Below are 23,741 nucleotides of genomic sequence, written 5' to 3' on the forward strand. Positions count from 1 at the left end.
ACGGCCACGCACGGCCCGCAGGGGCAGACGGCCCTACGACGCGCAGCGCGTGCTCAGGGGCGCGGGGAACTGCGCGAAGGGTGCCGCACACGCACCCCGGACGCCCCGCGTAACGCGCACCCCCACCCCCGCCCGCCGCCCAGGCGCAACGCACCCCGGGGAGGCTAAAGCCCCTGCCACACCGGCTTGTTGGCGAACGTGTGCCGGAAGTACGGCGCAAGCTTCAGCTTGGACGCCGCCGCCTCGTCCACGACAACCGTCGCATGCCGGTGCAACTGCAACGCCGACGCCGGAACAACCGCCGCCACCGGCCCCTCCACGGTCTGCGCCACCGCCTCCGCCTTGCCCTCACCCGTCGCGAGCAGCACCAGGTGCCGCGCCTCCAGGATCGTGCCGATACCCTGCGTGATCACATGGTGCGGCACCTGGTCGATGTCGTCGTCGAAGAACCGCGCGTTGTCGACCCGGGTCTGCTCGGTCAGCGTCTTGATCCGGGTACGCGAGGCGAGCGAGGAGCAGGGCTCGTTGAAGCCGATGTGCCCGTCGGTGCCGATCCCCAGGATCTGGAGGTCCACACCGCCGGCCGAGGCCAGCGCGAGGTCGTACGCCTCGCACGCCGCCTGTACGTCATCGGCGGAGCCGTCCGGGCCGATGAAGGAGTCGGCGCCGAGCCCGAGCGGCTCGACGACCTGCCGGATCACCGTGGCACGGTAGGACTCGGGGTGCCCGGCCGGCAGCCCCACGTACTCGTCGAGCTGGCACACCCGCGCCCGCGAGACGTCCACGTCACCGGCCAAGACCTTGGCCGTCAGGGCCTCGTAGATCGGGATCGGGGTCGATCCGGTGGCCACGCCGAGCAGCGCGTCGGGCTTGCGTCGCCACAGGGCGGCGATCGACTCCGCGATGAGCTCGCCGCCTGCCTTGGCGTCCGGGACGATGACAACTTCCACGAGGGCCTGCCGATCTGGTGACGTGATACTGCAACGGGCGTGGTATAGACCAATCTAGCAGAGGGAGCGCCCCTCCCCATGGTCGTCCGACGGGGTTGCCGTCACGCATACGGAGACGGCCATTGGGGGGCACGCACGATGAAGCACCCCGCCCGCGCGACGGACCCACCCCGCCCGCACGATGAAGCACCCCGCCCGCGCGACGGACCCGCCCCGCCCGCGCGACGGACCCGCCCCGCCCGCGCGACGGACCCACCCCGCCCGCGCGACGGACCCGCCCCGCCCGCCGCCCTAGGCGATCGCCCCGCCCGTCGCGTCCAGCCACTGGCCCGTGATCCAGCGCCCGTCGTCCGAGGCCAGGAACGCCACCGCGTCGGCGATGTCGGACGCCTCACCGACCCTGCCCAGCGGCGACATCGCCGCCGTCGCCGCCCACGCCCCGTCGTCCGCCCGCAGCCAGTCCGCGTTGATGTCGGTGTCGATCACCCCGGGCGCCACCGAGTTGACCGTGATCCCGCGCGGCCCGAGGACCTTGGACAGGTTGCGGGTCAGGACGTCCAGCGCGCCCTTGGTCATCGCGTAGGTGAGCGTCTGCGGCATCATGGCCGCGCGGGCCAGCCCGCTGGAGATGTTGATGACGCGCCCCCCGTCCCGCAGGCGGGACAGGCCGAGCTGCGTCACGAAGAACGGCGCCCTGGCGTTGACCGCGAAGAACCGATCGTACGTCTCCTCCGTGACCTCCCCGAACGGCACGGGCCACCCGATCCCCGCGTTGTTCACGAGGATGTCCACCCCGTCGGCCTCGCGGTCGAAGGCTTCCCACAGCGCCGCCGCGTCCCCCGGGACCCCCAGCTCCTGGCCGACGGTGAAGGCCGAGCCGCCCGCCGCCTCGATGACCGCGACCGTCTCCTTGGCCGCCGCCGCGTTGGTGGCGTAGTGCACCCCCACGCGCGCCCCGTCCCGCCCGAGCCGTTCGGCGATGCCCCGCCCGATCCCCCTGCTGCCGCCCGTGACCAGCGCCGTCTTCCCGTCGAGCGAGCCCATGGCCGTGCCCCTTCCACCCCGGTGAATTATGTAGCGGTCGCTACGGAAGGAACGTAACACATTCTGTAGCGGTAATTACAGAAGAGTGCCGGCCCCGGAAGGTTGCGCCCTCGGGGCCGGCACGGGATATTGCGTCGTGCATACGGATGGACAGGGCAGAATGGTCTAGTCCACAATGAACACACCGCGCTTCCGCCCACCCCGCACAGGCGGGCGGAACCGAGGCCCCGGCGCTCTCTGCCCTGACCGCGCCGTGACCTCTCTTTGACGGCCGAGGGGACCGCACACCCGTCGGCCGGCAACCGGGCTGCGGTGCCCGGACGGGCTGAGGGTCCCGTCCCGGCGCCGCGGCCCGCAGTCATATCGGCCGAGATCCGCGGGTACGCTCGCCTCGTGCCCTCCATGAACGACCTCGTCCGCCAGCACACCGCTCTGAGTGAGTCCGACCTCGAGTGGCTGCACCTGCTGGTCTCGGAGTGGCAGCTGCTCTCCGACCTCTCCTTCGCCGACCTCGTCCTGTGGGTCCCCACCCTGGACGGCACCCGCTATGTGTCGGTCGCCCAGATGCGCCCCAACACCGGCCCGACCTCCTACCAGGACGACATGGTCGGCCACCTCGTCCCGCGCGGCCGGCGCCCGCTCCTGGACGCCGCTCTCGACGAGGGCCGCATCGTGCGCGAGGGCGATCCGGAGTGGCGCGAGGAGGTCCCGGTCCGCGTCGAGTCCATTCCCGTACGCCGCGAGGGCCGCGTTCTCGGCGTCATCGCGCGGAACACCAATCTGCTCACCGTCCGTACACCCTCACGGCTCGAACTCACCTATCTCCAGTCCGCGTCCGACCTCGCTCAGATGATCGCCGCCGGGTCCTTCCCCTTCCCCGGCCAGCAGGTGGACATGGACGCGTCACCGCGCGCCGGTGACGGCCTGATCAGGCTGGACGCCGACGGCATCGTCCAGTACGCCTCGCCCAACGCGCTCTCCGCCTACCACCGGCTCGGCCTCGCCTCGGACCTCGTGGGCCAGCACCTGGGCCAGCTCACCGCCGAGCTCGCGCCCTCGCGCGGACCGGTGGACGAGGCCATCGCCAAACTCGCCAGCGGCTACGCGCCCCGCGAGGCCGAGGTCGAGGGCAACGACGGCGTCATCCAGCTGCGCGCCATCCCGCTCAAGCCGAAGGGCACGCGGATCGGATCGCTCGTGCTGCTGCGCGACGTGACCGAACTGCGCCGCCGGGAGCGGGAGTTGATCACCAAGGACGCCACCATCCGCGAGATCCACCACCGGGTGAAGAACAACCTCCAGACGGTGGCTGCCCTGTTGCGTCTCCAGTCCCGCCGGATGGACTCCGACCAGGGCCGGGAAGCACTCAACGAGGCGGTCAGGCGCGTCGGTTCGATCGCCATCGTGCACGAGACGCTGTCGCAGAACCTGGACGAACGCGTCGAGTTCGACGAGATCGCCGACCGGGTCCTCGCCATGGTCGCCGAGATCTCACCCGGCAAGATCGACTGCCGTCGCACCGGCCGCTTCGGAATACTCGACGCCGAGGTCGCCACCCCGCTGTCCATGGTCCTGACCGAGGTGTTGCAGAACGCCCTTGAGCACGCCTTCGTCCCCGGCGACCAGGGCTCGGTCGAGGTGGCGGCGCTGCGCGGCGGCACCCGCGAGGACTCCCGGCTGCTGATCACCGTGCGGGACGACGGCCGGGGACTGCCCGAGGGCTTTGACGCGAAACGCACGGGAAACCTGGGCCTCCAGATCGTACGGACCCTGGTGGAGGGCGAGTTGGGCGGAAGCTTCGACATGGTCCCGGCCCCGGAGCGCGGCACGAAGGTCGTGCTCGACATCCCGGTGGGCCCCGAGAAGTAGCGCGTACCCGGGCTCCGCCGGCGTACACGGCCTTGATGATCCGGACGGCCCATACCGCCCTGCACAGCAGCGAGCCCCGAACCATGTGACACGGTTCGGGGCTCGAATGCTGTGGGTTTGTTTCTACTGCTGCGCGCTGCGGCTCGGGGGGCGGTGAGTGCGTACGCTCTGTACGCGCCGCGCGGGGCTAAGGCAGGTGTGGGGGCTCAGGCGGTCGCGTTGCGCGCCCGGTTGCGAGCGGCACGGCGCTTCATCGCGCGGCGCTCGTCCTCGCTGAGGCCACCCCAGACGCCGGAGTCCTGGCCGGACTCGAGCGCCCACTGCAGGCACTGCTCCATGACGGGGCAGCGGCGGCAGACGGCCTTGGCTTCCTCGATCTGCAGCAGCGCAGGACCGGTGTTGCCGATGGGGAAGAACAGCTCGGGGTCTTCCTCACGACAAACGGCGTTGTGACGCCAGTCCATGGCTGCTACCTCTCTTGGTGTTACGTGCGGGGGGGGTGCTTGTGAATGTGAACGCTTTCACGAATCCCTCAACAAGGGAAGGGCCATCTTCCAGTTGGACTGGTGGTGGTCCGGGTTTTGAGGAGGGGTTCTGGCTTTCAGTGGAGGCCGGTGTTGCGGGCCGTCCCGATCGCCATGTAGAGATTCGCAAACCTCGGCGGCGGATACAACCCCTTCCGGAAAGTTTTTTTGGATTCCTCGGTGTCGACTGGGTCACAGTCGTACTTCCATGGGGTGGATGCCAGCCTAAACGTTCGAGTGAAAGGACTTTGGGCCCTTCCACTCACACAATCACACGCAGTGCACGGCGTACGCCTGTGAACGCGACGCTGCTCCGCAGCCCCAGGTGGTCGCCGTCCATCTGGAAGGGGAGCGGGGCCTTGGAATGCAAGGTGAAGTCCGTCAAGTCGTGCAGGGAAACCGCGTGCTTGCCGCGCGGACCCCGTTCTGGCGTGGAAGTGAGCAACTGGGTCGCGTAACGCGTCGCGGAGGGGGTGGTCATCCGGGTCAGCGCCAGCACGTCGAGGGCCGCGTCGAAGGAGGCCTCCGGGGACGCGTACAGAGGACGATTGCCCAGGTAGGTGTAGGGGGAGGTGTTGCAGACTATGGAGAGCACGAGGTCTTCGACCGTCTCCCCGTCCGGCCGCTCCAGCGTGATCTGGCCGTGTCTGCGGTGGGGCTCGCCGAAGAACTGGCGCGCCACCTGGCGCAAATAGAGGGCGTGCGTCGAGCGCTTTCCACGCTCCCGCTGTTGTTCGACCCGGCCCACCACACCCGCGTCGAATCCGAACCCGGCACAGAAAGTGAACCAGCGTTCAGGAACGCCCTCGTCCGCCGTTCCCGGGACTCCCGACGCCAGACCGAGGCTGACCGTCCTGCTCCGGTTCTCGCGCAACGCGTCCAGAATGACACCGGTCGACTCCACAGCGTCATTGGGCAGTCCCAGAGCGCGCGCGAACACATTCGTCGAACCGCCGGGCACCACCGCGAATTCCGGGAGCTCGGGGCTCGGACCGTTGTGCAGCAGGCCGTTCACGACCTCGTTGACGGTGCCGTCACCGCCGAGCGCCACCACGAGATCGATGTCACTGCTCTCGGCAGCCCGCCGCCCGAGGTCCTTGGCGTGCCCCCGGTACTCGGTGGTCACCGCCTCCAGCTTCATCTCGCTGGCCAGCGCGTGCAGCAGGACATCACGCGTGCGCGCACTGGTGGTGGTAGCCGCCGGGTTGACCACGAGAAGTGCACGCATGGGCGCCAGACTACCTACCGGGGGGTATTGAGGCGCACCTGGCCCGGGCGGCCGGACCCGGGAGACGGGCGCCGGCCGGGCTACCCTGGCTGGGTGAGTACTGAGCAGACCCCCGAAACCCCCGAGGGACCGCGCCCCGGCCGGCTGACCGCCGCGGCCGCGCTGTCCGGTCTCGAAGGGCTCGCCCTGGTCGCCGGTGGCCTCTTCATGCTCGTGATGGGCCTGACCGGCAAGCCCGACCGGCCCACCCAGGCCGAGACGGGCGGCCTGACCCTGGTGGTCCTCGGCCTGATCCCGCTGATCGCCGCGCGCGGCCTGCTGCTGCGCCGCCGCTGGAGCCGGGGCCCCGCCATGATCACCCAGATCATGGCGCTCCCGGTCGCCTGGATGTTCCTCAACTCCGACGGCGCCCCCTGGATCCCCGCGGGCATCGCGCTGGCCGCCGTGGCCGTCACCGGCCTGGTGCTCCTCGTGAACCCGGCCACCACCCAGGCGCTCGGCATCCGCGGTCCGGTGCGCGACGCGTAACCGCGCACCGGACGGAGCCTGCCCGCTCGGCCTCTACTCTTCGACGAGCAGCCGCTCGCGCAGCTGCGCCAGCGTGCGGGCCAGCAGCCGGGAGACGTGCATCTGCGAGATGCCGACCTCCTGCGCGATCTGGGACTGCGTCATGTTCCCGAAGAAGCGCAGCAGCAGAATCCGCTTCTCGCGCGGCGGCAGGTCTTCGAGCAGCGGCTTCAGGGACTCCCGGTACTCGACCCCCTCAAGCGCCTCGTCCTCGGCGCCCAGGGTGTCCGCCACCGCGGGCGACTCGTCGTCCGTGTCCGGCACGTCCAGGGAGAGCGTGGAGTAGGCGTTCGCCGACTCCAGGCCCTCAAGGACCTCCTCCTCCGAGATGCCAAGGCGCTCGGCCAGCTCGTGCACCGTCGGTGAGCGGCCGTGCTGCTGGGACAGCTCGGCCGTCGCCGTGGTGAGCGCGAGCCGCAGCTCCTGGAGCCGGCGCGGGACCCGCACCGCCCAGCCCTTGTCGCGGAAGTGCCGCTTGATCTCGCCGACCACGGTGGGGGTCGCGTACGTCGAGAACTCCACGCCCCGCTCGGGGTCGAACCGGTCCACCGACTTGATCAGGCCGATCGTGGCGACCTGGGTCAGGTCGTCGAGCGGTTCGCCCCGGTTGCGAAAGCGCCGCGCCAGGTGTTCGACCAGAGGCAGATGCATCCGTACCAGCTGATTGCGCAGCTCGGCCTTCTGCGGGGAGCCCTCGGGCAGCTCGCGCAGCTGGATGAACATCGCCCGCGCCCCGCTGCGGTCGTGCGGATCGTGGTGCCTGTGCTCGGTGTGCTCGCTCATAAGGGCCGCCCGCTCTGCCTGCTCCGCCGCGTACCAAACGCCATCTGGGCCATCCGCAGGGCCATCCACCGGGTGCGGCCGGGCCTGCTGCTCCGGGATGTCCGCGGAGCGCGGCACGTCGGGATTGCGCTCGTCGTCCCGCACCGGACCCTCCCCGCTCACGCCGGTCCGGGTCCCGCGCCGCGCTGTTTGTACAGGCTGATGGAGACCGTGCGGTCATCGGCCACCGAGGAGTCGACCTTGCCGGCCAGGGCGGAGAGCACCGTCCAGGCGAAGGTGTCGCGCTCAGGGGCCCGGCCGTCGGTGGTCGGGGCGGAGACGGTGACCTCCAGCGAGTCGTCGACGAGGCGGAACACGCAGCTCAGCACCGAACCCGGTACGGCCTGCTGGAGGAGGATCGCGCAGGCCTCGTCGACCGCGATGCGCAGGTCCTCGATCTCGTCGAGGGTGAAGTCCAACCGTGCCGCGAGACCGGCCGTGGCCGTACGCAGCACTGACAGGTAGGCACCCGCGGCCGGCAGCCGGACCTCCACGAAGTCCTGATTACCGGGCTCGCCTGCGATCTGGGACACCCTCACCTCCAAGGTGGCACAAAGCTCTGTCGGGGCCCGGGGAGCGGGGAGATCCCGGGGCCGTGGGTACGGGGTCCGTACCTGGACTGGCGACGCTATCGCGATCCATGGTGCCCTGTCGCCGGAAGCTCTTCCGGCGGCTGTCACTCATGGTAAGCCCACGAGTACGGACAGTGGCTAGAGGTTTGCGGTGCCCAATTGCTGTGAACCGGGACCGGGTTGACGTACCCAGGCACCGCCGGGTCGAACCCCCGTCATCACACCAGCAGTCCGTCCACGAAACACCAGCGCCAGCTCTCGCCCGGCTCGAAGGTGCGCATCACCGCGTGCCCGGTCTCCTTGAAGTGGGCCGTGGCGTGCTGGTGCGGCGAGGAGTCGCAGCAGCCGACGTGACCACAGACCAGACACAGCCGCAGCTGTACGGGATGCGTACCCTCCTTCAGGCACTCCGGGCAGGTGTCGTTCAGCGGGGCCGGCTCGGGGCGCGGCAGTTCTGCAACGTGCGGACACTCGCTCATGATGGCCAGGTTACGACGGAGCGCCCGGCGCGGGTGAATGGGGACGGACGGATCTGATGGACGCATTGCCGCTGGTGGCGCTGATCGCGGCGAGCGCGGCGGTCGCGGGGGGAGCACGCAGGACGCCGGTGCCCGCGCCGCTGCTCCTGGTCGCGGTGGGACTGGTCGCGGCGTACGTGCCCGGCGTCCCCGCGTACACCCTGGACCCGCACGTCGTGCTGCCGCTCGTCCTGCCCCCGCTGCTGCACACGGCGGCCCTGGAGAGTTCCTACCTCGATCTGCGGGCCAACGTGCGGCCGGTGGCGCTGCTTTCGGTCGGGTACACCCTGTTCGCGACGGTGGCCGTCGGCGCTCTCGCGTACCTTCTGGTGCCCGATCTGCCGATCACCGCGGCGCTCGTGCTGGGCGCGGTGATCGCGCCGCCGGACGCGGTCGCCGCCACCGCCATCGCGCGCCGGCTGCGGCTGCCGAGCCGGATCACCACGATCCTCCAGGGGGAGTCCCTGGTGAACGACGCGACCGCCATCACCGCGTACAAGGTGGCGCTCGCCTCGGCCGTGGGGGCCGGGGCCACCTGGGGCGGCGGGCTCAAGGAGTTCGCGCTCGCCTCCGTGGGGGGCATCGGCGTCGGGCTCGTGCTCATGCTGCCGATCCACTGGCTGCGCCGCCATCTGCGTGAGGCGCTGCTCCAGAACACGCTGTCGCTGCTCATCCCGTTCGTCGCGTACGCGGCGGCCGAGCAGGTCGGGGCGTCCGGGGTGCTCGCGGTCGTCGTGGTGGCCCTCTACCTCGGCCACCGTTCCTGGCAGGTGGACTTCGCGACCCGGCTCCAGGAGGAGGCGGTCTGGAAGATGGTCGCCTTCGTCCTCGAATCCGCGGTGTTCGCGCTGATCGGACTGCAAATGCCGGTCGTGCTCAAGGGACTTGGGGAGTACGGGGGCGGTGAGGCCGCCTGGTACGCGGCGGTGGTGTTCGCGCTGGTGGTGGCGGTCCGGTTCGTCTGGGTCTTTCCCGCCACGTTCCTGCCGCGCGCGCTGTCGGAGAAGGTACGGCGCCGGGAGCCGCAGGTCGACTGGACGGCGCCGGTGATCGTGGGGTGGGCCGGGATGCGGGGCGTGGTCTCCCTCGCCATCGCCTTCTCGATCCCGCTGACCATGGCGGACGGTTCCGCCTTCCCCGCGCGCAATCTCGTCCTCTTCCTCACCTTCACGACGGTGATCGGCACGCTGGTCGTGCAGGGGCTCACGCTGCCCCCGCTGATCCGGCTGCTCGGGCTTCCCGGGCGGGACGTGCAGGCCGAGACACTGGCCGAGGCGCAGGCCCAGAGCGAGGCCTCACGCGCGGCCGAGGCCCGCCTGGACGAGCTCCTTGCCGACGACCGCAACGCCCTGCCGCCGCCGCTCGCGGCCCGCCTGCGGACGGTCCTTGAGCGGCGGCGCAACGCGGTGTGGGAGCGGCTGGGGGCGGTCAACGCGGAGACGGGGGAGTCGGCGGACGACACCTACCGGCGGCTTTCGCGCGCGATGATCGAGGCGGAGCGGGAGGTCTTCGTCTCCCTGCGGGATGCTCGGCGGATCGATGACGAGATGATGCGGACGTTGCTGCGCAGGCTGGACCTGGAAGAAGCGGCCGCCTACCGAGAGGGCGAGCCCTAGCCACGGCCGCGATCCGAAGGACGGGCTGAGGTTGCCCGCGCCGGCCGGCATGAACCCTGCCAGGGGCGCGGGGAACTGCGCGACCAGCCACGCACGGTTCGCGCCCGGGGTCCCTGGGGCTCAGCCCCGAGCGCCGGACGGGCTGAGGGTGTTGGTGCGGGCCGGCGCCAAGTAGTCAGGGGCGCGGGGAACTGCGCGACCAGCCACGCACGGTTCGCGCCCGGGGTCCCTGGGGCTCAGCCCCGAGCGCCGGACGGGCTGAGGGTGTTGGTGCGGGCCGGCGCGGGCCTTGCCCAGGGGCGCGGGGACGGGGTCACGGGTGGCCCGTGATGGTTGCTGTCAGGCGGGTGCCTGAGGGGAACGCGGCCTCCTCCGCCAACCCCAGCAGCGCGTAAAGCAGCTTCGCCACATACACCCGCTCCACCCCCACCCCGTGCCGCTCCTCGAAGTCCCGCGCGAACGCGTCCAGTTCGGGCGGCACCCGCGCGTACCCGCCGAAGTGGAAGCGCTCGTCCAGGGTCCAGTCCCCCCGCTCCTCGCCGAAGGCCTCGCGCTGAAGGGCGCGGATCTGCCCGGTCAGGAAGCCGCCCTTCAGGACCGGCACCCCGATCGCCCGCTGGCCGGGGGCGAGACCGGCGGCCAGGCCGGCCAGGGTGCCGCCGGTGCCGCAGGCCACCCCGACCACGTCCGTTACTCCGCGCAGCTCCTCGCCGAGCGCCGTACAGCCCCGTACCGCAAGGGAGTTGCTGCCGCCCTCGGGCACGACGTACGCGTCACGCCCGAGCAGGTCGAGCAGGCCCGCGAGCACGTCCGGCGAGGACTTGCGCCGGTAGAGCGCGCGGTCGACGAAGTGGAGCCGCATGCCGTCCGCCGCGCACCGGGCGAGGGAGGGGTTGAGCGGCCGGCCCGCGAGCTCGTCGCCGCGTACGACCCCGATCGTGGGGAAGCCGAGCAGCCGCCCGGCCGCGGCGGTCGCGCGCAGGTGGTTGGAGTAGGCGCCGCCGAAGGTGAGGACGGGCCGGCCCGCCGCGGCCCGCAGGTTGAGGATCAGCTTGCGCCATTTGTTGCCGACCAGGTCGGGGTGGATCAGATCGTCCCGCTTGAGGAAGAGCCGTACCCCGTGCCGCGCGAAACGCTCGTCCGCCGCCTCCTCCAGGGGGGAGGGCAGGCGGGGGGCGAGCGTTTCGGGGTTCATGCGTCCATTGTCACTTCAGCCGGTCGCGCACGCGTTCGCGCAGCCAGTCCATGGTGAACCCGCGCGGATCCACCTTGCCGACCTGCCACTCCTTGTGGCCGATGACGGAGCGCTCGGTCCAGCGGTAGTGACGGCAGACGGCGGCCGCCGCCTTCTCGACGGCGTCGAGCTGGGCCTGGGGCCACGGGTCCTTGCCGTCCCCCAGGTTCTCGCACTCGAAGCCGTAGAAGTGCGTGTTCCCGTCGGTGTCGTTCTTCACCGGCGGCGGCAGCCGCTTCTCGGCGATCACGGCGCGCAGCACATCACCGTCGCCCGCGCCCGCGTGGTTGGCCCGGCCGTTGCCGACGAGGTGGACCCGGCCGTCCTTGGTGATCACGCCGTGGCACAGCGGTCCCGGCAGCGACTCGTAACCGTCGTAGCAGAGGCGGACCGTCGCGTCGGACCCGCTGGTGGCGGTGTGGTGGATGACGACGCCGTTGACCGGGCCCCAGCCGCCGTGCCCGGCCCGGTTGTGGCCGCGCCACTGGCCGGTCTCCACGACGGTGAGGCCTTCGGCGCGCAGGGCGGCGAGGAACTGGTCTGCGGACATGGGTGGGGCCATGGCCGCCTCCTTCCATAGCGGTACGGAACATCTCATACCGCTTGTACCCCAACTCCCGCTATGGGGCGATCTGTTCGGTTTGGTGAGCGAGCCGATCCGGACAGCCCGCCGCCGCCGCGCGACGCGTCAGTCCTGGGCGAGCCAGAGGTCGGGGCCGAAGACCTCGTAGTGGATGTCGGCCGCCGCCACGCCCTTGGCGAGCAGCTGGGTGCGGACCGCGCGCATGAACGGGAGCGGGCCGCAGAGGTAGGCGCGGGTGCCCGACGGCACCGGGAGCGCCGTCAGGTCGACCAGACCGGTGCGGTCGGCGGGGTGGCCGGGCTCCGGGTTCTCGTACCAGAAGTGGGCGGCCGCGTGCGGGAGTTTGGCGGTCAGCGCCGCGTGGTCGTCGCGCAGCGGGTGCTCTGCGGGGGAGCGGTCGGCGTGCACCACGGTCACCGGGGAGCGGTGCCCTTCGGCCGCCAGCTGCTCCAGCATGGACACCATCGGGGTGCAGCCGACCCCGGCGGAGGCGAGCAGCAGAGGAGCGTCGCCGCCGTCGAGCACGAGGTCACCGTACGGGGCCGAGACGCGCAGCGTGTCGCCCTCGCGGACCCGGGCGTGGAGGTGGCTGGAAACCTCGCCGTCAGGGGCGCCCTTGACGCGCTTGACGGTGATGGAGCGCAGCTCGCCACCGGGCGCGGAGGTGAGGCTGTACTGGCGGATCTGACGGGCGCCGTCGGCCAGTTCGACCTGGACGGAGACGTACTGGCCGGGCTTGAAGTCCGGGGCGGGCGCGCCGTCGGCGGGGCGCAGGCGGAAGGTGGCGCAGTCGGCGGTCTCCTCGGTGCGCCCGGCCACGGTCCACTCGCGCCAGACGTCGCCCGCGAGCACGCCGCGTTCCGCGTAGAGGCGGTCCTCGATGGCGATGAGGGCGTTGGCCATCAGCCAGTACACCTCGTCCCATGCCTCGGCCACCTCAGCGGTCACCGCCTCGCCGAGCACCTCCACGATGGCGGCGAAAAGGTGCTCGTGGACGACCTTGTACTGCTCGGCGGTGACGCCGAGGGAGGCGTGCTTGTGGGCGATGCGGCCGAGCATGACGTCCGGACGGTCCTCCGGGCGGTCCACCAGGTGGGTGGCGAACGCGGCTATGGACCCGGCGAGCGCCTGCTTCTGGAGGCCGGCCGCCTGGTTGCCCCGGTTGAACAGGTCGCGCAGCAGCCCGGGGTGCGCGGCGAACAGACGCTCGTAGAACCGTTCGGTGATGGTGCCGATGGCCGCTCCGACGGCGGGCAGGGTGGCGCGTACGGTCGCGGTCGACTTCTCGGACAGCATCGCTGACTCTCCTTGGGGCCTTGAATTGGTATTCGAGACTCTAATTTAAGGAGCTCCGGCACCCGGATCCGGGGGTGGGGTGGGCGGATCAGCGCAGGGTGATGCCGAGCAGCAGCGGGCCCGTCGGGGCGGCGACCAGGTCTTCCACGGTGAGCTCGTCGAGGGAGTCGTAGAACGCCTCCTGGGCGCGGCGCAGCGCCCGGCGCAGCCGGCACGCGGCGGCGAGCGGGCACGGCACCGTACCCTCGCAGTCCACCACGTCGCCCGGCCCCTCGAGCTCCCGCACCAGGCCGCCCACCGAGGCCAGACGGCCCGCGGTGGTGAGCGTGAGGCCTCCGCCCCGGCCGCGCCGCGCCTCGATGAGGCCGAGGTGCTGGAGCCGGGCGACGACCTTGGCGGTGTGGGTGTAGGCGATGCGCATCGCGTCCGCCACCTCCCGCGTGGTGGGCGGGGCCTGGCCATCCGCGGCCTCGGTGTTCTCGACGACGGCCAGGCGCATCAGCACCCGCAGCGCCAAATCGGTGAATCTCGTCAGCCGCATGCGAGCACCGTAGAGAAGGTGCATCCACGCGGCAAATTAAAGACCCCGCCGCCCGCCGGGAACTGTTCGAGCGGCGCGCGGGACTGCCCGTACCGGAGGCGTTCTAGTCCCACTCATTTGAGTAATGGCGCGCCGACTCTCCGTAATGGGAGGGTTCTCAGCGCAGTACGGCTTGAAGATCGCGAGAGCGCCCAGTAAGGAGTCACATGTCGGTCGAGGCAGGTCCCGAGAACCGCGCGCAACAGAGTCTCGGCACAGCCGCCGCGCGGAACTTGGCGACCACCACCAAGTCCGCCCCCCAGATGCAGGAGATCACCTCCCGGTGGCTGCTGCGCACGCTGCCGTGGGTGCAGGTGCAGGGCGGTACGTACCGGGTCAACCGACGGCTCAGCTACTCCGTGGGAGACGGCCGGGTCACCTTCGTGCAGACCGGGGAGCGGGTCGCCGTCATCCCCGCCGAACTGGGTGAGCTGCCGGCCCTGCGCGACTACGAGGACGACGGGGCGCTCAGCGAGCTCGCCGGCCGCTGTGAGCAGCGCGAGTACGGGGCGGGCGAGGTCATCGTCACCGCGGGCGATGTGACGGACCGGGTGTTCCTGCTCGCGCACGGCAGGGCCGAGAAGGTCGGCGCCGGCCAGTACGGCGCGGAGACGGGCCTCGGCTTCCTCGCCGACGGCGCCTACTTCGGCGAGCAGGCCCTCGTCTCGGGCGACGCCACCTGGCAGTGGTCGGTCCGCGCCACCACCGCGTGCACCGTCCTGGTCCTCAGCCGGGCCGACGTGCTGAACCTCGCCGAGCGCTCCGAGTCGTTGCAGGCCCACCTCACGGCGGTTTCCAGCCTGCCGGAGCAGCGCACCAACAAGTACGGCGAAGCGGCGATCGACCTGTCGGCAGGCCACGTCGGCGAAGCGGTCATCCCGCACACCTTCGTCGACTACGAGAGCGCCCCCCGCGAGTACGAACTCTCCGTGGCGCAGACCGTGTTGAAGGTCCACAGCCGCGTCGCCGACCTCTACAACCAGCCGATGAACCAGACCGAGCACCAGCTCCGTCTGACGGTCGAGGCGCTGCGCGAGCGCCAGGAACACGAGCTCATCAACAACCGCGAGTTCGGCCTCCTGTCCAACTGCGACTACGGCCAGCGGATCCAGCCGCACGACGGCGTGCCGAGCCCCGACGACATGGACGAACTGCTCTCGCGCCGCCGCGGTTCCAAGCTCTTCCTCGCCCACCCCCGCGCGATCGCCGCCTTCGGGCGCGAGTGCAACAAGCGCGGCCTGGTCCCCGAGTCCGTCGAGGTGGCGGGCACCCACCTGATGGCCTGGCGCGGGGTGCCGATCTTCCCGTGCAACAAGATCCCGGTGAGCGAGGCCCGTACGACCTCGATCCTGTGCATGCGTACCGGCGAGGAGCAGCAGGGCGTCATCGGCCTCCAGCAGTCCGGCATCCCGGACGAGGTCGAGCCGAGCCTTTCGGTGCGCTTCATGGGCATCGACGAGCAGGCGATCATCTCCTACCTGGTCACGGCGTACTATTCGGCCGCCATCCTGGTGCCCGACGCGCTCGGCGTCCTGGAGAACGTCGAGGTCAGCCGCTGGCGGTGAGCCTCAGGACCGGGCGCACCCGCGCGGTGCGCCCGGCGCCGACGTCCCCTCGGAGAAAGGCCACACCTGTTGGCAATGCCGGATGCCATGGAGGGCCGCGAGGCCGTTGAACTCCTTGAGCGGACCCGCGCCGTCGTCAATCCCCAACTGCGCGAGACCGTCCAGTCGTTGCCGCGATCCATGCGCCGGGTCGCCCAATACCACTTCGGCTGGGAGCAGGCCGACGGCACCCCGGCCGGCGCCCACGCGGGCAAGGCGATCCGCCCGGCCCTCGTGCTGGCCGCCGCGACCGCGTTCGGCGGCCGTCCCGAAGCGGCGGTACGGGCGGCGGCCGCCGTCGAACTCGTCCACAACTTCCACCTGCTCCACGACGACGTCATCGACGAGGACGCCACCCGGCACCACCGCCCCACCGCCTGGACCGTCTTCGGCGCCGCGGACGCCATCCTCGTGGGGGACGCGCTGCTCGCCCTCGCGCTGCGCGTGCTCGCCGACGACCAGCACCCCGCGGCCGCCGCCGCCTCCGCCCGGATCACCGCCTGCGTCATCGAGCTGTGCGCGGGCCAGCAGGCCGATCGCGCCTTCGAGGACCGGGGCCCCCAGGACGTCTCGCTCGACGAGTGCTTGGCCATGGCGATGGCCAGGACGGGGGCGCTGCTCGGCTGCGCCTGCGCGCTCGGCGCTCTGTACGCGGGCGCGGGCGACGAGGAGGTCGCCGCCATGGACGCGTTCGGCCGCGAGGCGGGGCTCGCCTTCCAGCTCATCGACGACCTGATCGGCATCTGGGGCGACCCCGGGCACACCGGGAAGCCCGCGGGCGCCGACCTGGCCGCGCACAAGAAGTCCCTGCCGGTCGTCGCCGCGCTCGGCTCGGACACCCCGGCGGCCGCCGAACTCGCCGGGCTCCACCGGGGCCCGATGGGGTCCGAAGCGGTCCGCAGGGCCGCCGACGCGGTCGAGCGGGCCGGCGGGCGCGACTGGGCCCAGATCCACGCCGCCGACCGGATGTCCCGCGCCGTCGGCCACTTGGCGCGCGCCGTGCCCGACCTCACCTCGGCGGGCGAACTCCTGGCCCTCGCCGAGTTCGTGACCCGCCGCGCCCGGTGAGCCGTCGTACGGATTCCGGCATCAGCGAGTGCCGAAATGGCCGGAGTCGCCCCAATTGCCGACCATCGCAGCCCAGTTGACCGCCTCGCCGCTCAGGCGACAACGGGGTGCTCGGCTCGAAGGGCACAAGGAAGCGGTAACACTCATTTCGGTCACCCCCTGTGACGAACGGCAGGGTACGCCGCTAATCTCCGCCCATGACACCACAGTCATGGGCGGGTTGGTATCGCGACCGCCTAGGATCAGAAGCGCTGACGATCACCACGGACGGGACGCAACTGCGGACCCGGATCAGGGGGGTCGACTTCGCCGGAGCGAGCTTCGACTCGCTCGGGCCCGTACCGGGGATACCGACGGAGAGCGGCACCTTCGCGCTCGACGGCGGGAACCTCCGTGACTTCGTCCTCGAATGGGACATGCCCGTGCCCATCTCATCGGACGACGGCGCCGTCCAGGAGGCCACGCTCAGCTGTCTGCTCTCCCTCAAGCCGCCGGAGCCCGACCTCGGCGTCGCCCTGCACTACGGGGGAGCGGTGTACGCCAGCGGCCGGGCGGAGCTCGACTTCGGCTCGGTCCTGAATGACATCCGGCGCCAACTCCCGTCCGGCGCAAGCCTCCAGCCGTCCGCCCTGGACGCGATCTAGCCGAGCCCGTTCCCGTCTGTTTCCCACGCGGCCGCCGCGCCCCGAAGAGCCCGCCCCCGGACTCCTCGGCGCACGGCGGCCGCTCCACGTCGTCCCGGGGGCGCTCCCCTCCCTCCTCCGGTCTCCCTCCCTCCTCCGGTCCGGATTGTTCTCCCGCTATCCTCGTTGTTCTACTACTATGCAAACAACACGCGCACCCAACGGGGACCAACGGCGAACCAACAGGGAAGAGGTGCGCACGAGGAGGCATCGATGAACCGGGTCCGCTACCGCTTAATGGCCGTCACCGCGCTGCCGTTCCTGCTCGCGCTTGCCGCCGACCTGACGGCGTACGCATTCCTTCGCGACCGGCTGCCGGAGCCGATGGCCAGTCACTTCACCGGGCGCGGTCACTCCGACGACACGGCGAGCCGCGCCTCCTTCCTGGGCCTCGCCGCCGCCCTGCACCTCGGGCTCGGAGCCGTTTGGGGTCTGGTCGTGCTGACCGCCACCAACGTGCGGGGCACGCGTTGGATGATCGCTGCCGGGTACGCCACGGCGGGGTTCGTCGGGTACCTCATGGTCGCCGTGCTCCTCGCCAACGCCGGCGTGAGCGACCCGGACCGGGTGCGGATGCCGTTGTGGCACATCGCCGTCGGCGCGGGCGTCGGCGCGCTCGGGGCGGGCATCGGGCGGCTGCTCATGGTGGCGCTGCCCGCCTCGGACCCCGAGCCGTCGCAGGGTCCTGGCGAGTCCCCGCGTCTCGACCTCGCCGAAGGTGAGGCGGCCGGCTGGATGCGCCGGGCGCCATCGAGGGTCCTGTCCGTGGTGGGAGTGGCGCTGCTCGTCTTCGGCGTCGTACTGATGCTCACCGCGGGCCCGGTCGGCGCGGTCGGCGCACTGCCGGCCGGCCTGCTCTGCCTCGCCTTCTCCCGCCCCTACGTCACCGTGGACCGGCACGGCCTGACCGCCCGGCCCACCGTGCTGCCCTGGCCGCGCATACGGGTGCCGCTGTCCGACATCGACCGGGCCGACAGCAGGCACATCGACATTCCGACGGAGTACGGGGGCTGGGGCTACCGCTTCCGTCCGGGCGGGTCGGGTCTCATGCTGCGCTCGGGCGAGGCGATCGTCGTACGGCGCCTGAGCGGCCGGGAGTTCGCGGTGACGGTGGACGACTCGGCCAAGGCGGCGGCGCTGCTCAACACCCTGGCCCACCGGGCGAAGGCGGGACGCTGATGCTCTTCCGTGTCGACCCCGCCTCGCCCCAGCCGCTCGGCGACCAGATCGCGGCATCGGTGCGCCGCGCGATCGCCGAGGGCGAGGTGGCGCCCGGCGACCGCCTGCCCTCGGCCCGCTCCCTCGCGGACTCCCTGGGCGTCAACGTTCATACGGTCCTGAGGGGTTACCAGCGCCTGCGCGACGAGGGCCTGATCGAGCTGCGCCGGGGCCGGGGAGCGGTGGTCGTGGGCGACCCGGGGGCGGGGGGCCTGGCGGCCCTCATGCTGCGCGTGCGCGAACTGGTCGCCGATGCGCGGGAGTTGGGGCTTACGGAAGAAGAGGTGGTGCGGCTGGTGAGGCGCGGGCTCGGGTGAGGGCGGCGTCGTGTGGTCAGTACGTCTGGAGCTCCACCAGGTTCCCGTCCGGGTCCAGGATGTGTGCGGCCCGCATGCCCGGGCCCCACTCCGGCAGGTCCCGCGCCGGGGCCGCGACGGTGCCGCCCGCGTCCGCGCACAGCGCGACGGCGGCGTCCAGCGCCTCGCGCGAGGCCACGTGGATCACCAGGGACCCGCCGCCGCGTGGCACCCGGTCCTCACCGAGCGCGGCGACCATCGCGGCCCGGGCGAACAGCGCGAGCGCCGTACGGCCCTCCGCCGCGTCCCAACTGGCGTACCCGGACGAGGCGTTGCCTCGTGCGAGGGCGCAACCGGTGAGCCGGGGGAGCACGGCGTCGTAGAAACGGAACGCCGGTTCGTAACGGTCGACGAGAAGCCGGGGGTAGGGAGGCTCCAGAGGTTCCATGCGACCGAACCTAACCCGGAGGCCGCACTTCCGCGCTGTGCGCCGGGTCACGCCGCGTCCGGCGTCCCGGCCACTCCTCACGGTGGCTCAGGGCGTGACGTGCGCCGCGCCGTTGGACTGCGCGCACCTGATCGCCCGGCGGGCCGGATGCCCTCCATCCGCATGCGCCTAGGCTGCGGGCATGCACCGCATTCTCGTGACCGGGAGCACCGGAGCCGGCAAGTCCACCCTGGCGCGCGCTCTGGGGGAGCGGATCGGCGTGCCGTATTACGAGATGGACGCCCTGTTCTACGCCGGACCGGGCTGGGCCGAGGACCCCCGGTTCGGGACGCGGGTGGCCGAGATCGCGTCCACCGGGGCCTGGGTCTTCGACTCCTACGGCCCGACAGAGGTCCGCGACCTGCTGTGGGAACGCGCGGACACGGTGGTGTGGCTGGACTATCCGCGCCGCGTCGTCATGCCGCGGGTGCTGCGCAGGTCGGCGCGCAGGACGCTGACGCGGGAACGGGTCTTCAACGGCAACCGCGAGACCCTGACGGGCTGGTTCCGCCCCGAGCACCCGGCCCGCTGGTCCTGGGCCCAGCACACGTCCCGCGCCGCCGACATCGCCGCCCGGGCCCGAAACCCCGACTACGAGCCCCTGCGCACGGTACGCCTCACGACCCCGCGCCAGACAAAGACCTGGCTCGCCCGCCTGCCCGCCGCGCCCGCGCCGCCCCCATGACGAAGAGACCCGACCAAACCCCGGCCGGGCCCCTCCAGCGTGCTGCTTTTCCTTCGGCGAAACCGGCCTGGATCAGGCCTTCTTGGTCTCCCAGAAGATGCGGTCGATCTCGGCGATGAGTTCGAGCGCCTTCTCGCCGGTCTTGGGGTCGGTCGACGCCTTCGCGGCCGAGAGGGCCTTGAGGGTGTCGTTGACCAGCTGGTGGAGCTCGGGGTACTTCTCGAAGTGCGGGGGCTTGAAGTAGTCGCTCCACAGCACGGAGACGTGGTGCTTCGCGAGCTCCGCACGCTGTTCCTTGATGACCACGGCACGCGCACGGAAGTGCGGGTCCTCGTTGGCCTGGAACTTCTCCTGCACGGCCTTGACCGACTCCGCCTCGATGCGGGCCTGGGCCGGGTCGTACACACCGCAGGGCAGGTCGCAGTGCGCGCTGACCTTCACCTTGGGGGCAAACAGGCGGGAAAGCATTGAGCTGTCCTTCCTCGTGATCGTCTTCTCAGGTGGGACATTACTCGGTGAGAGACGGTATTTCGCGGGTGCCCCCATGGGCTTAGGTCAAAAGTCCAGGGTCGCCCCGGGACTCGTGGCGGAACGTACCGTGGGGAGTGGCGGCGGGGTGCCGGTGGCCTGGAGGTGGGTGACGTATGACGGACGAGGGGCGGGAGCCGAGGGTGCCGCTCGGGATCGCGGAGGTCCTGGGAACGTCGATGGTGCCGACGCTGCTGCACGGGGACCAGCTGCTGGTGCACTACGGAGCCGAACTGCGGGCCGGGGACGTGGCGGTGCTGCGTCACCCGTTGCAGCAGGATCTGCTCATCGTCAAGCGGCTGATGGAGCGGCGCGAGAGCGGCTGGTGGGTGCTGGGGGACAACACCGACGACGAGGTGGTGGACAGCCGGGCGTTCGGTGCGGTTCCGGCCGAGCTCGTGCTCGGCCGGGTGCGCGGGCGTTTTAGGCCGATGACGGCCGGGCGCAGGCGCTCGGTCGGCTACCTGGCGTCCTGGGTCGTCTCCTCGGTCAGACCGGTGCTGTCGGACCGCTCGGTCTCCAGGCGCTTGCGGGCCCGGTAGGCGGCCACGTTGGCACGGGTCGCGCAGCGGTCCGAGCAGTAGCGGCGCGAGCGGTTGGTCGAGGTGTCGAGATAGGCGTTGCGGCACGGCGCCGCCTGGCACAGGCCGAGCCGGTCGACGCCGAACTCCGTGAGGTGGAAGGCCAGTCCCATGGAGGCGATCGCGGCGTAGCCCGCCGTCGCGTTCGAGGGGTGGTCGGCCAGGTGCATGTGCCACAGCGGGCGGCCGTCCTCGTCGCGGTGCTCGTGGCCCGACACCTGCGGGCTGACGGGGAATTCGAGCAGCAGCGAGTTGAGGAGGTCCACCGCCTGGACCTCCTGGCCCCCGTCGGCCGCCTCGAAGACCGCGCGCAGCCGGGCCCGCACCGAGCGGAAACGCGTCACGTCCGCGTCCGTGGCCCTGCGGGCCGCCGACTGGTTGGTGCCGAACAGGGCGCGGACCGCGTCGACCGACGTCAGCGTGTCCTTGTTGCGGGCCGGCTCCTCGGTGTTGACCAGGCGCACGGCGTAGTCCGAGTAATAGGCCAGTTCCACTTGTAGTCCTTACGGCGGCGGTCTAGGGTCGGGGGCGTTCCAGGTAACGGCTGGGTGCCCATCGAGGGTATTACACGGCGGCTTCGAAGGAGGGTTTCCGGTGACGGAAACGGGTGCGGAAACAGGTACGGGTACGGGCGGCGGCACCACCTGGCGCGGCTGGCAGGACAGCTGGGACCGTCAGCAGGAGTGGTACATGCCGGACCGCGAGGAGCGCTTCCGGGTCATGCTCGACATGGTCGAGGCCTGCGTCGGGCCCGCGCCGCGCGTGCTGGACCTCGCGTGCGGTACAGGGAGTATTACGGACCGGCTCCTCAAGAGGTTCCCGCAAGCGGTGAGCACCGGCGTGGATCTCGACCCCGCCCTGCTCGCCATCGCCGGCGGCACCTTCGCCGGGGACGAGCGGGTCACCTTCGTGAGCGCCGACCTCAAGGACCCGGGATGGGTCAAGGCGCTCCCGTACGATTCCTACGACGCCGTGCTCACCGCGACCGCCCTGCACTGGCTGCACAGCGAGCCGCTGGCCGCGCTCTACGGGCAGGTCGCCGGGCTCGTGCGGGAGGGAGGCGTCTTCATGAACGCCGACCACATGATCGACCCCGCCACCCCGCGCATCAACGCGGCCGAACGCGCCCACCGCCACGCCGCGATGGACCGCGCCAAGGCCGCCGGCGCCCTGGACTGGGCCGAGTGGTGGGCGCTGGCCGCCAAGGACCCCGTACTGGCCGGACCGACCGCCGCGCGGTACGAGATCTACGGCGAGCACGCCGACGGCGACATGCCCTCGGTGTCCTGGCACGCCGAGACCCTGCGCGCGGCCGGGTTCGCCGAGGCCCGCCCCGTGTGGGCCTCCCCTTCGGACACCCTGCTCCTCGCCCTGAAGTAGTCGGCGTCACGGTGCGTACGCGGAAGGGGGGTTGGGGGCTTCGCGCCCCCAACCCCCCTTCGAACGGGGCTACTTACCCGCGCTCACGCTCACAGCACCTTGGACAGGAACGACTTCGTCCGGTCGTGCTGAGGGTTCGTCAGGACCTCGCGCGGGTGGCCGGCTTCGACCACCACGCCGTCGTCCATGAAGACCAGCGAGTCGCCGACCTCGCGCGCGAAGCCCATCTCGTGGGTGACCACGATCATCGTCATGCCGTCCTCGGCCAGGCCCCGCATGACGTCCAGGACGTCACCCACCAGCTCCGGGTCGAGCGCGGAGGTCGGCTCGTCGAAGAGCATCAGCTTCGGCTGCATCGCCAGCGCGCGGGCGATCGCCACGCGCTGCTGCTGGCCGCCGGAGAGCTGCGAGGGGTAGTTGCCCGCCTTGTCCGCGAGGCCCACCCGGTCGAGCAGCTTCAGCGCCCGCTCGCGGGCCACCGACTTGGACTCCCGCTTGACCTGGACCGGCGCCTCCATGACGTTCTCGACGGCCGTCATGTGCGGGAACAGGTTGAAGCGCTGGAAGACCATGCCGATGTCCCGGCGCTTGCGGGCGACCTCGCTGTCCTTCAGCTCGTAGAGCTTGTCGCCCTTCTGCCGGTAGCCGACCAGCTCGCCGTCGACGTACAGCCGCCCGGCGTTGATCTGCTCCAGGTGGTTGATGCACCGCAGGAAGGTGGACTTGCCCGAACCGGACGGGCCGATCAGGCAGAACACCTCGCCCTCGGCCACCTCCAGGTCGATGCCCTTGAGGATGTGGGCGGGGCCGAACGACTTGTGGACGCCCTCCGCCTTGACCATCGGTTGTGCAGTCATGGGGTCACCGCCGCCAGTTGGTAAGGGAGAGCAGGTTCGACTTGACGCGCTCCAGCGGCGTGGGCGGCAGGGCGCGCAGCGAACCTCGTGCGAAACGGCGCTCCAGGTAGTACTGGCCGACGCTGAACACACTGGTCAGGGCCAGGTACCAGAGCGAGGCCAGGAACAGCATCTCCATCACCGCGAACGAGGTCGCGGCGACGTCCTGGGCGCTGCGCAGCAGATCCTGGTACTGGACGGCGACGACCAGCGACGACGTCTTGAGCATGTTGATGAACTCGTTGCCCGTCGGCGGGATGATCACCCGCATCGACTGGGGGAGCACCACACGGCGCATGGTCTGCGTCTGGGTCATGCCGAGGGCGTGCGCGGCCTCGGTCTGGCCCTCGTCCACCGACTGGATGCCGGCCCGGACGATCTCCGCCATGTACGCGCCCTCGTTGAGACCGAGGCCGAGCAGGGCGGCGAGGAAGGGCGTCATGACCGCGGTCATGTAGTCCTTGTAGAACCCGAGGTTCAGGATCGGGAAGATCAGCGCCAGGTTGAACCAGATCAGGAGCTGTACGTAGACCGGGGTGCCGCGGAAGAACCAGATGTACAGCCAGGCGACCGAACTGGTCACCGGGTTCTTCGAGAGCCGCATCACGGCGAACAGCACGCCGAGGATCAGGCCCACCGCCATCGAGACCACGCTGATCAGGACGGTGTGCCACAGACCGGTCAGGATGCTGGCGTCGAACAGCTTGTCCGTCACCGTCGCCCAGCGCACATTGCCCTGGGCGAACGCGTACCCGAGCGCGCCGAGCACGGCGACGACGAGGACGGCGCTGATCCAGCGGCCGTAGTGGCGGACCGGGATGGCCCGGATGACGTCCGGGGGGACCTGCCCCGGCGCGGCTCCCGCCTCGCCGGTGGGGGTCTTGTCGAGCTTGTCAGTCACAGCGACTGCCC

Annotated in this window: 27 protein-coding genes; 11 read left to right on the forward strand and 16 right to left on the reverse strand. The window is 71.1% G+C overall.

Going from position 1 to position 23,741, the window contains the following annotated elements:
- Positions 1-164: 164 nt before the first annotated feature.
- Positions 165-950, reverse strand: a complete 786-nt coding sequence (gene nagB / locus ABR738_RS27215) for a glucosamine-6-phosphate deaminase (protein ID WP_350232587.1) — start codon at positions 948-950, stop codon at positions 165-167.
- Positions 951-1,241: 291 nt separating this feature from the next.
- Positions 1,242-1,994, reverse strand: a complete 753-nt coding sequence (locus tag ABR738_RS27220; RefSeq protein ID WP_350232588.1) for an SDR family oxidoreductase — start codon at positions 1,992-1,994, stop codon at positions 1,242-1,244.
- 402 nt (positions 1,995-2,396) lie between these two features.
- Between ABR738_RS27220 and ABR738_RS27225 the strand changes: the two genes are divergently transcribed.
- Positions 2,397-3,863 carry a sensor histidine kinase gene (locus ABR738_RS27225; protein WP_350234765.1) on the forward strand — a complete coding sequence of 489 codons (1,467 nt, stop codon included), beginning with the start codon at positions 2,397-2,399 and terminating at the stop codon, positions 3,861-3,863.
- Between the two features lie 206 nt (positions 3,864-4,069).
- On the opposite strand, the gene ABR738_RS27230 is transcribed toward ABR738_RS27225, so the two are convergent.
- The gene (locus ABR738_RS27230) at positions 4,070-4,327 is read right to left on the reverse strand and encodes a WhiB family transcriptional regulator (protein ID WP_004937597.1); all 258 of its coding nucleotides are present in this window, start codon (positions 4,325-4,327) and stop codon (positions 4,070-4,072) included.
- 322 nt (positions 4,328-4,649) lie between these two features.
- The gene (locus ABR738_RS27235; protein ID WP_350232589.1) at positions 4,650-5,615 is read right to left on the reverse strand and encodes a diacylglycerol/lipid kinase family protein; all 966 of its coding nucleotides are present in this window, start codon (positions 5,613-5,615) and stop codon (positions 4,650-4,652) included.
- A gap of 93 nt (positions 5,616-5,708) precedes the next feature.
- On the opposite strand from ABR738_RS27235, the gene ABR738_RS27240 reads away from it, so the two are divergent.
- A complete protein-coding gene (locus tag ABR738_RS27240) occupies positions 5,709-6,143 on the forward strand; it encodes a hypothetical protein (protein ID WP_350232590.1) in 435 nt (144 codons plus the stop codon).
- A gap of 33 nt (positions 6,144-6,176) precedes the next feature.
- On the opposite strand, the gene ABR738_RS27245 is transcribed toward ABR738_RS27240, so the two are convergent.
- The 3 genes from ABR738_RS27245 to ABR738_RS27255 form a co-directional block, all read right to left on the reverse strand.
- Positions 6,177-7,127 (reverse strand): RNA polymerase sigma factor SigF, encoded by a 951-nt coding sequence (locus ABR738_RS27245; RefSeq protein WP_502964151.1) that lies wholly within the window; start codon positions 7,125-7,127, stop codon positions 6,177-6,179.
- Positions 7,124-7,537, reverse strand: coding sequence for an ATP-binding protein (locus ABR738_RS27250; protein ID WP_067163834.1), 414 nt, complete (start codon positions 7,535-7,537; stop codon positions 7,124-7,126). Before ABR738_RS27250 ends, ABR738_RS27245 begins: the two co-directional genes overlap by 4 nt.
- A 257-nt stretch (positions 7,538-7,794) precedes the next feature.
- Positions 7,795-8,055: a UBP-type zinc finger domain-containing protein gene (locus ABR738_RS27255; RefSeq protein ID WP_350232592.1), complete on the reverse strand. Its 261-nt coding sequence runs from the start codon at positions 8,053-8,055 to the stop codon at positions 7,795-7,797.
- Positions 8,056-8,111: 56 nt separating this feature from the next.
- Here ABR738_RS27255 and ABR738_RS27260 point away from each other — a divergent pair, with 56 nt between their 5' ends.
- On the forward strand, positions 8,112-9,710 hold the full coding sequence (locus tag ABR738_RS27260; protein ID WP_350232593.1) for a Na+/H+ antiporter: 1,599 nt from the start codon (positions 8,112-8,114) through the stop codon (positions 9,708-9,710).
- Between the two features lie 313 nt (positions 9,711-10,023).
- Here ABR738_RS27260 and ABR738_RS27265 read toward each other — a convergent pair whose 3' ends face one another.
- The 4 genes from ABR738_RS27265 to ABR738_RS27280 form a co-directional block, all read right to left on the reverse strand.
- Entirely contained in the window at positions 10,024-10,905 is an 882-nt protein-coding gene (locus tag ABR738_RS27265; RefSeq protein ID WP_350232594.1) for a 1-aminocyclopropane-1-carboxylate deaminase/D-cysteine desulfhydrase, read from the reverse strand.
- Positions 10,906-10,915: 10 nt separating this feature from the next.
- Entirely contained in the window at positions 10,916-11,506 is a 591-nt protein-coding gene (locus ABR738_RS27270; RefSeq protein WP_350232595.1) for an N-acetylmuramoyl-L-alanine amidase, read from the reverse strand.
- 126 nt (positions 11,507-11,632) lie between these two features.
- Positions 11,633-12,823, reverse strand: coding sequence for a globin domain-containing protein (locus tag ABR738_RS27275; protein ID WP_350232596.1), 1,191 nt, complete (start codon positions 12,821-12,823; stop codon positions 11,633-11,635).
- 88 nt (positions 12,824-12,911) lie between these two features.
- On the reverse strand, positions 12,912-13,364 hold the full coding sequence (locus tag ABR738_RS27280) for an RrF2 family transcriptional regulator (protein WP_350232597.1): 453 nt from the start codon (positions 13,362-13,364) through the stop codon (positions 12,912-12,914).
- 206 nt (positions 13,365-13,570) lie between these two features.
- Here ABR738_RS27280 and ABR738_RS27285 point away from each other — a divergent pair, with 206 nt between their 5' ends.
- The 5 genes from ABR738_RS27285 (at position 13,571) to ABR738_RS27305 (ending at position 18,293) form a co-directional block, all read left to right on the forward strand.
- Positions 13,571-14,968, forward strand: a complete 1,398-nt coding sequence (locus ABR738_RS27285) for a family 2B encapsulin nanocompartment shell protein (RefSeq protein ID WP_350232598.1) — start codon at positions 13,571-13,573, stop codon at positions 14,966-14,968.
- 75 nt (positions 14,969-15,043) lie between these two features.
- Positions 15,044-16,075 (forward strand): family 2 encapsulin nanocompartment cargo protein polyprenyl transferase, encoded by a 1,032-nt coding sequence (locus ABR738_RS27290; protein WP_350232599.1) that lies wholly within the window; start codon positions 15,044-15,046, stop codon positions 16,073-16,075.
- A gap of 197 nt (positions 16,076-16,272) precedes the next feature.
- The gene (locus ABR738_RS27295) at positions 16,273-16,719 is read left to right on the forward strand and encodes a DUF6304 family protein (RefSeq protein ID WP_350232600.1); all 447 of its coding nucleotides are present in this window, start codon (positions 16,273-16,275) and stop codon (positions 16,717-16,719) included.
- A 252-nt stretch (positions 16,720-16,971) separates the two neighbouring features.
- Positions 16,972-17,937, forward strand: coding sequence for a DUF1648 domain-containing protein (locus ABR738_RS27300; RefSeq protein ID WP_350232601.1), 966 nt, complete (start codon positions 16,972-16,974; stop codon positions 17,935-17,937).
- The gene (locus tag ABR738_RS27305) at positions 17,937-18,293 is read left to right on the forward strand and encodes a GntR family transcriptional regulator (protein WP_350232602.1); all 357 of its coding nucleotides are present in this window, start codon (positions 17,937-17,939) and stop codon (positions 18,291-18,293) included. Before ABR738_RS27300 ends, ABR738_RS27305 begins: the two co-directional genes overlap by 1 nt.
- A 16-nt stretch (positions 18,294-18,309) precedes the next feature.
- Here the strand turns inward: ABR738_RS27305 and ABR738_RS27310 are convergent, their stop codons facing one another.
- A complete protein-coding gene (locus ABR738_RS27310; protein ID WP_350232603.1) occupies positions 18,310-18,720 on the reverse strand; it encodes a VOC family protein in 411 nt (136 codons plus the stop codon).
- A gap of 181 nt (positions 18,721-18,901) precedes the next feature.
- Here ABR738_RS27310 and ABR738_RS27315 point away from each other — a divergent pair, with 181 nt between their 5' ends.
- A complete protein-coding gene (locus ABR738_RS27315; RefSeq protein ID WP_350232604.1) occupies positions 18,902-19,444 on the forward strand; it encodes a P-loop NTPase family protein in 543 nt (180 codons plus the stop codon).
- A gap of 72 nt (positions 19,445-19,516) precedes the next feature.
- On the opposite strand, the gene sodN is transcribed toward ABR738_RS27315, so the two are convergent.
- Entirely contained in the window at positions 19,517-19,912 is a 396-nt protein-coding gene (sodN, locus tag ABR738_RS27320) for a superoxide dismutase, Ni (RefSeq protein ID WP_350232605.1), read from the reverse strand.
- A gap of 176 nt (positions 19,913-20,088) precedes the next feature.
- On the opposite strand from sodN, the gene sodX reads away from it, so the two are divergent.
- Complete coding sequence (gene sodX, locus ABR738_RS27325) at positions 20,089-20,514, forward strand: nickel-type superoxide dismutase maturation protease (RefSeq protein WP_350232606.1); 426 nt, start codon at positions 20,089-20,091, stop codon at positions 20,512-20,514.
- Here the strand turns inward: sodX and ABR738_RS27330 are convergent.
- Complete coding sequence (locus tag ABR738_RS27330; RefSeq protein ID WP_350232607.1) at positions 20,433-21,047, reverse strand: CGNR zinc finger domain-containing protein; 615 nt, start codon at positions 21,045-21,047, stop codon at positions 20,433-20,435. The two genes, sodX and ABR738_RS27330, sit on opposite strands and share 82 nt — an antisense overlap.
- Positions 21,048-21,243: 196 nt before the next feature.
- Between ABR738_RS27330 and ABR738_RS27335 the strand changes: the two genes are divergently transcribed.
- On the forward strand, positions 21,244-21,933 hold the full coding sequence (locus ABR738_RS27335; RefSeq protein WP_350234766.1) for a class I SAM-dependent methyltransferase: 690 nt from the start codon (positions 21,244-21,246) through the stop codon (positions 21,931-21,933).
- A gap of 89 nt (positions 21,934-22,022) precedes the next feature.
- Here the strand turns inward: ABR738_RS27335 and ABR738_RS27340 are convergent, their stop codons facing one another.
- On the reverse strand, positions 22,023-22,790 hold the full coding sequence (locus ABR738_RS27340; RefSeq protein ID WP_350232608.1) for an amino acid ABC transporter ATP-binding protein: 768 nt from the start codon (positions 22,788-22,790) through the stop codon (positions 22,023-22,025).
- A 4-nt stretch (positions 22,791-22,794) separates the two neighbouring features.
- Positions 22,795-23,730: an amino acid ABC transporter permease gene (locus ABR738_RS27345; protein WP_502964152.1), complete on the reverse strand. Its 936-nt coding sequence runs from the start codon at positions 23,728-23,730 to the stop codon at positions 22,795-22,797.
- Positions 23,731-23,741: the final 11 nt, after the last annotated feature.

This window comes from Streptomyces sp. Edi4, assembly GCF_040253615.1.
Taxonomy (GTDB): Bacteria; Actinomycetota; Actinomycetes; order Streptomycetales; family Streptomycetaceae; genus Streptomyces.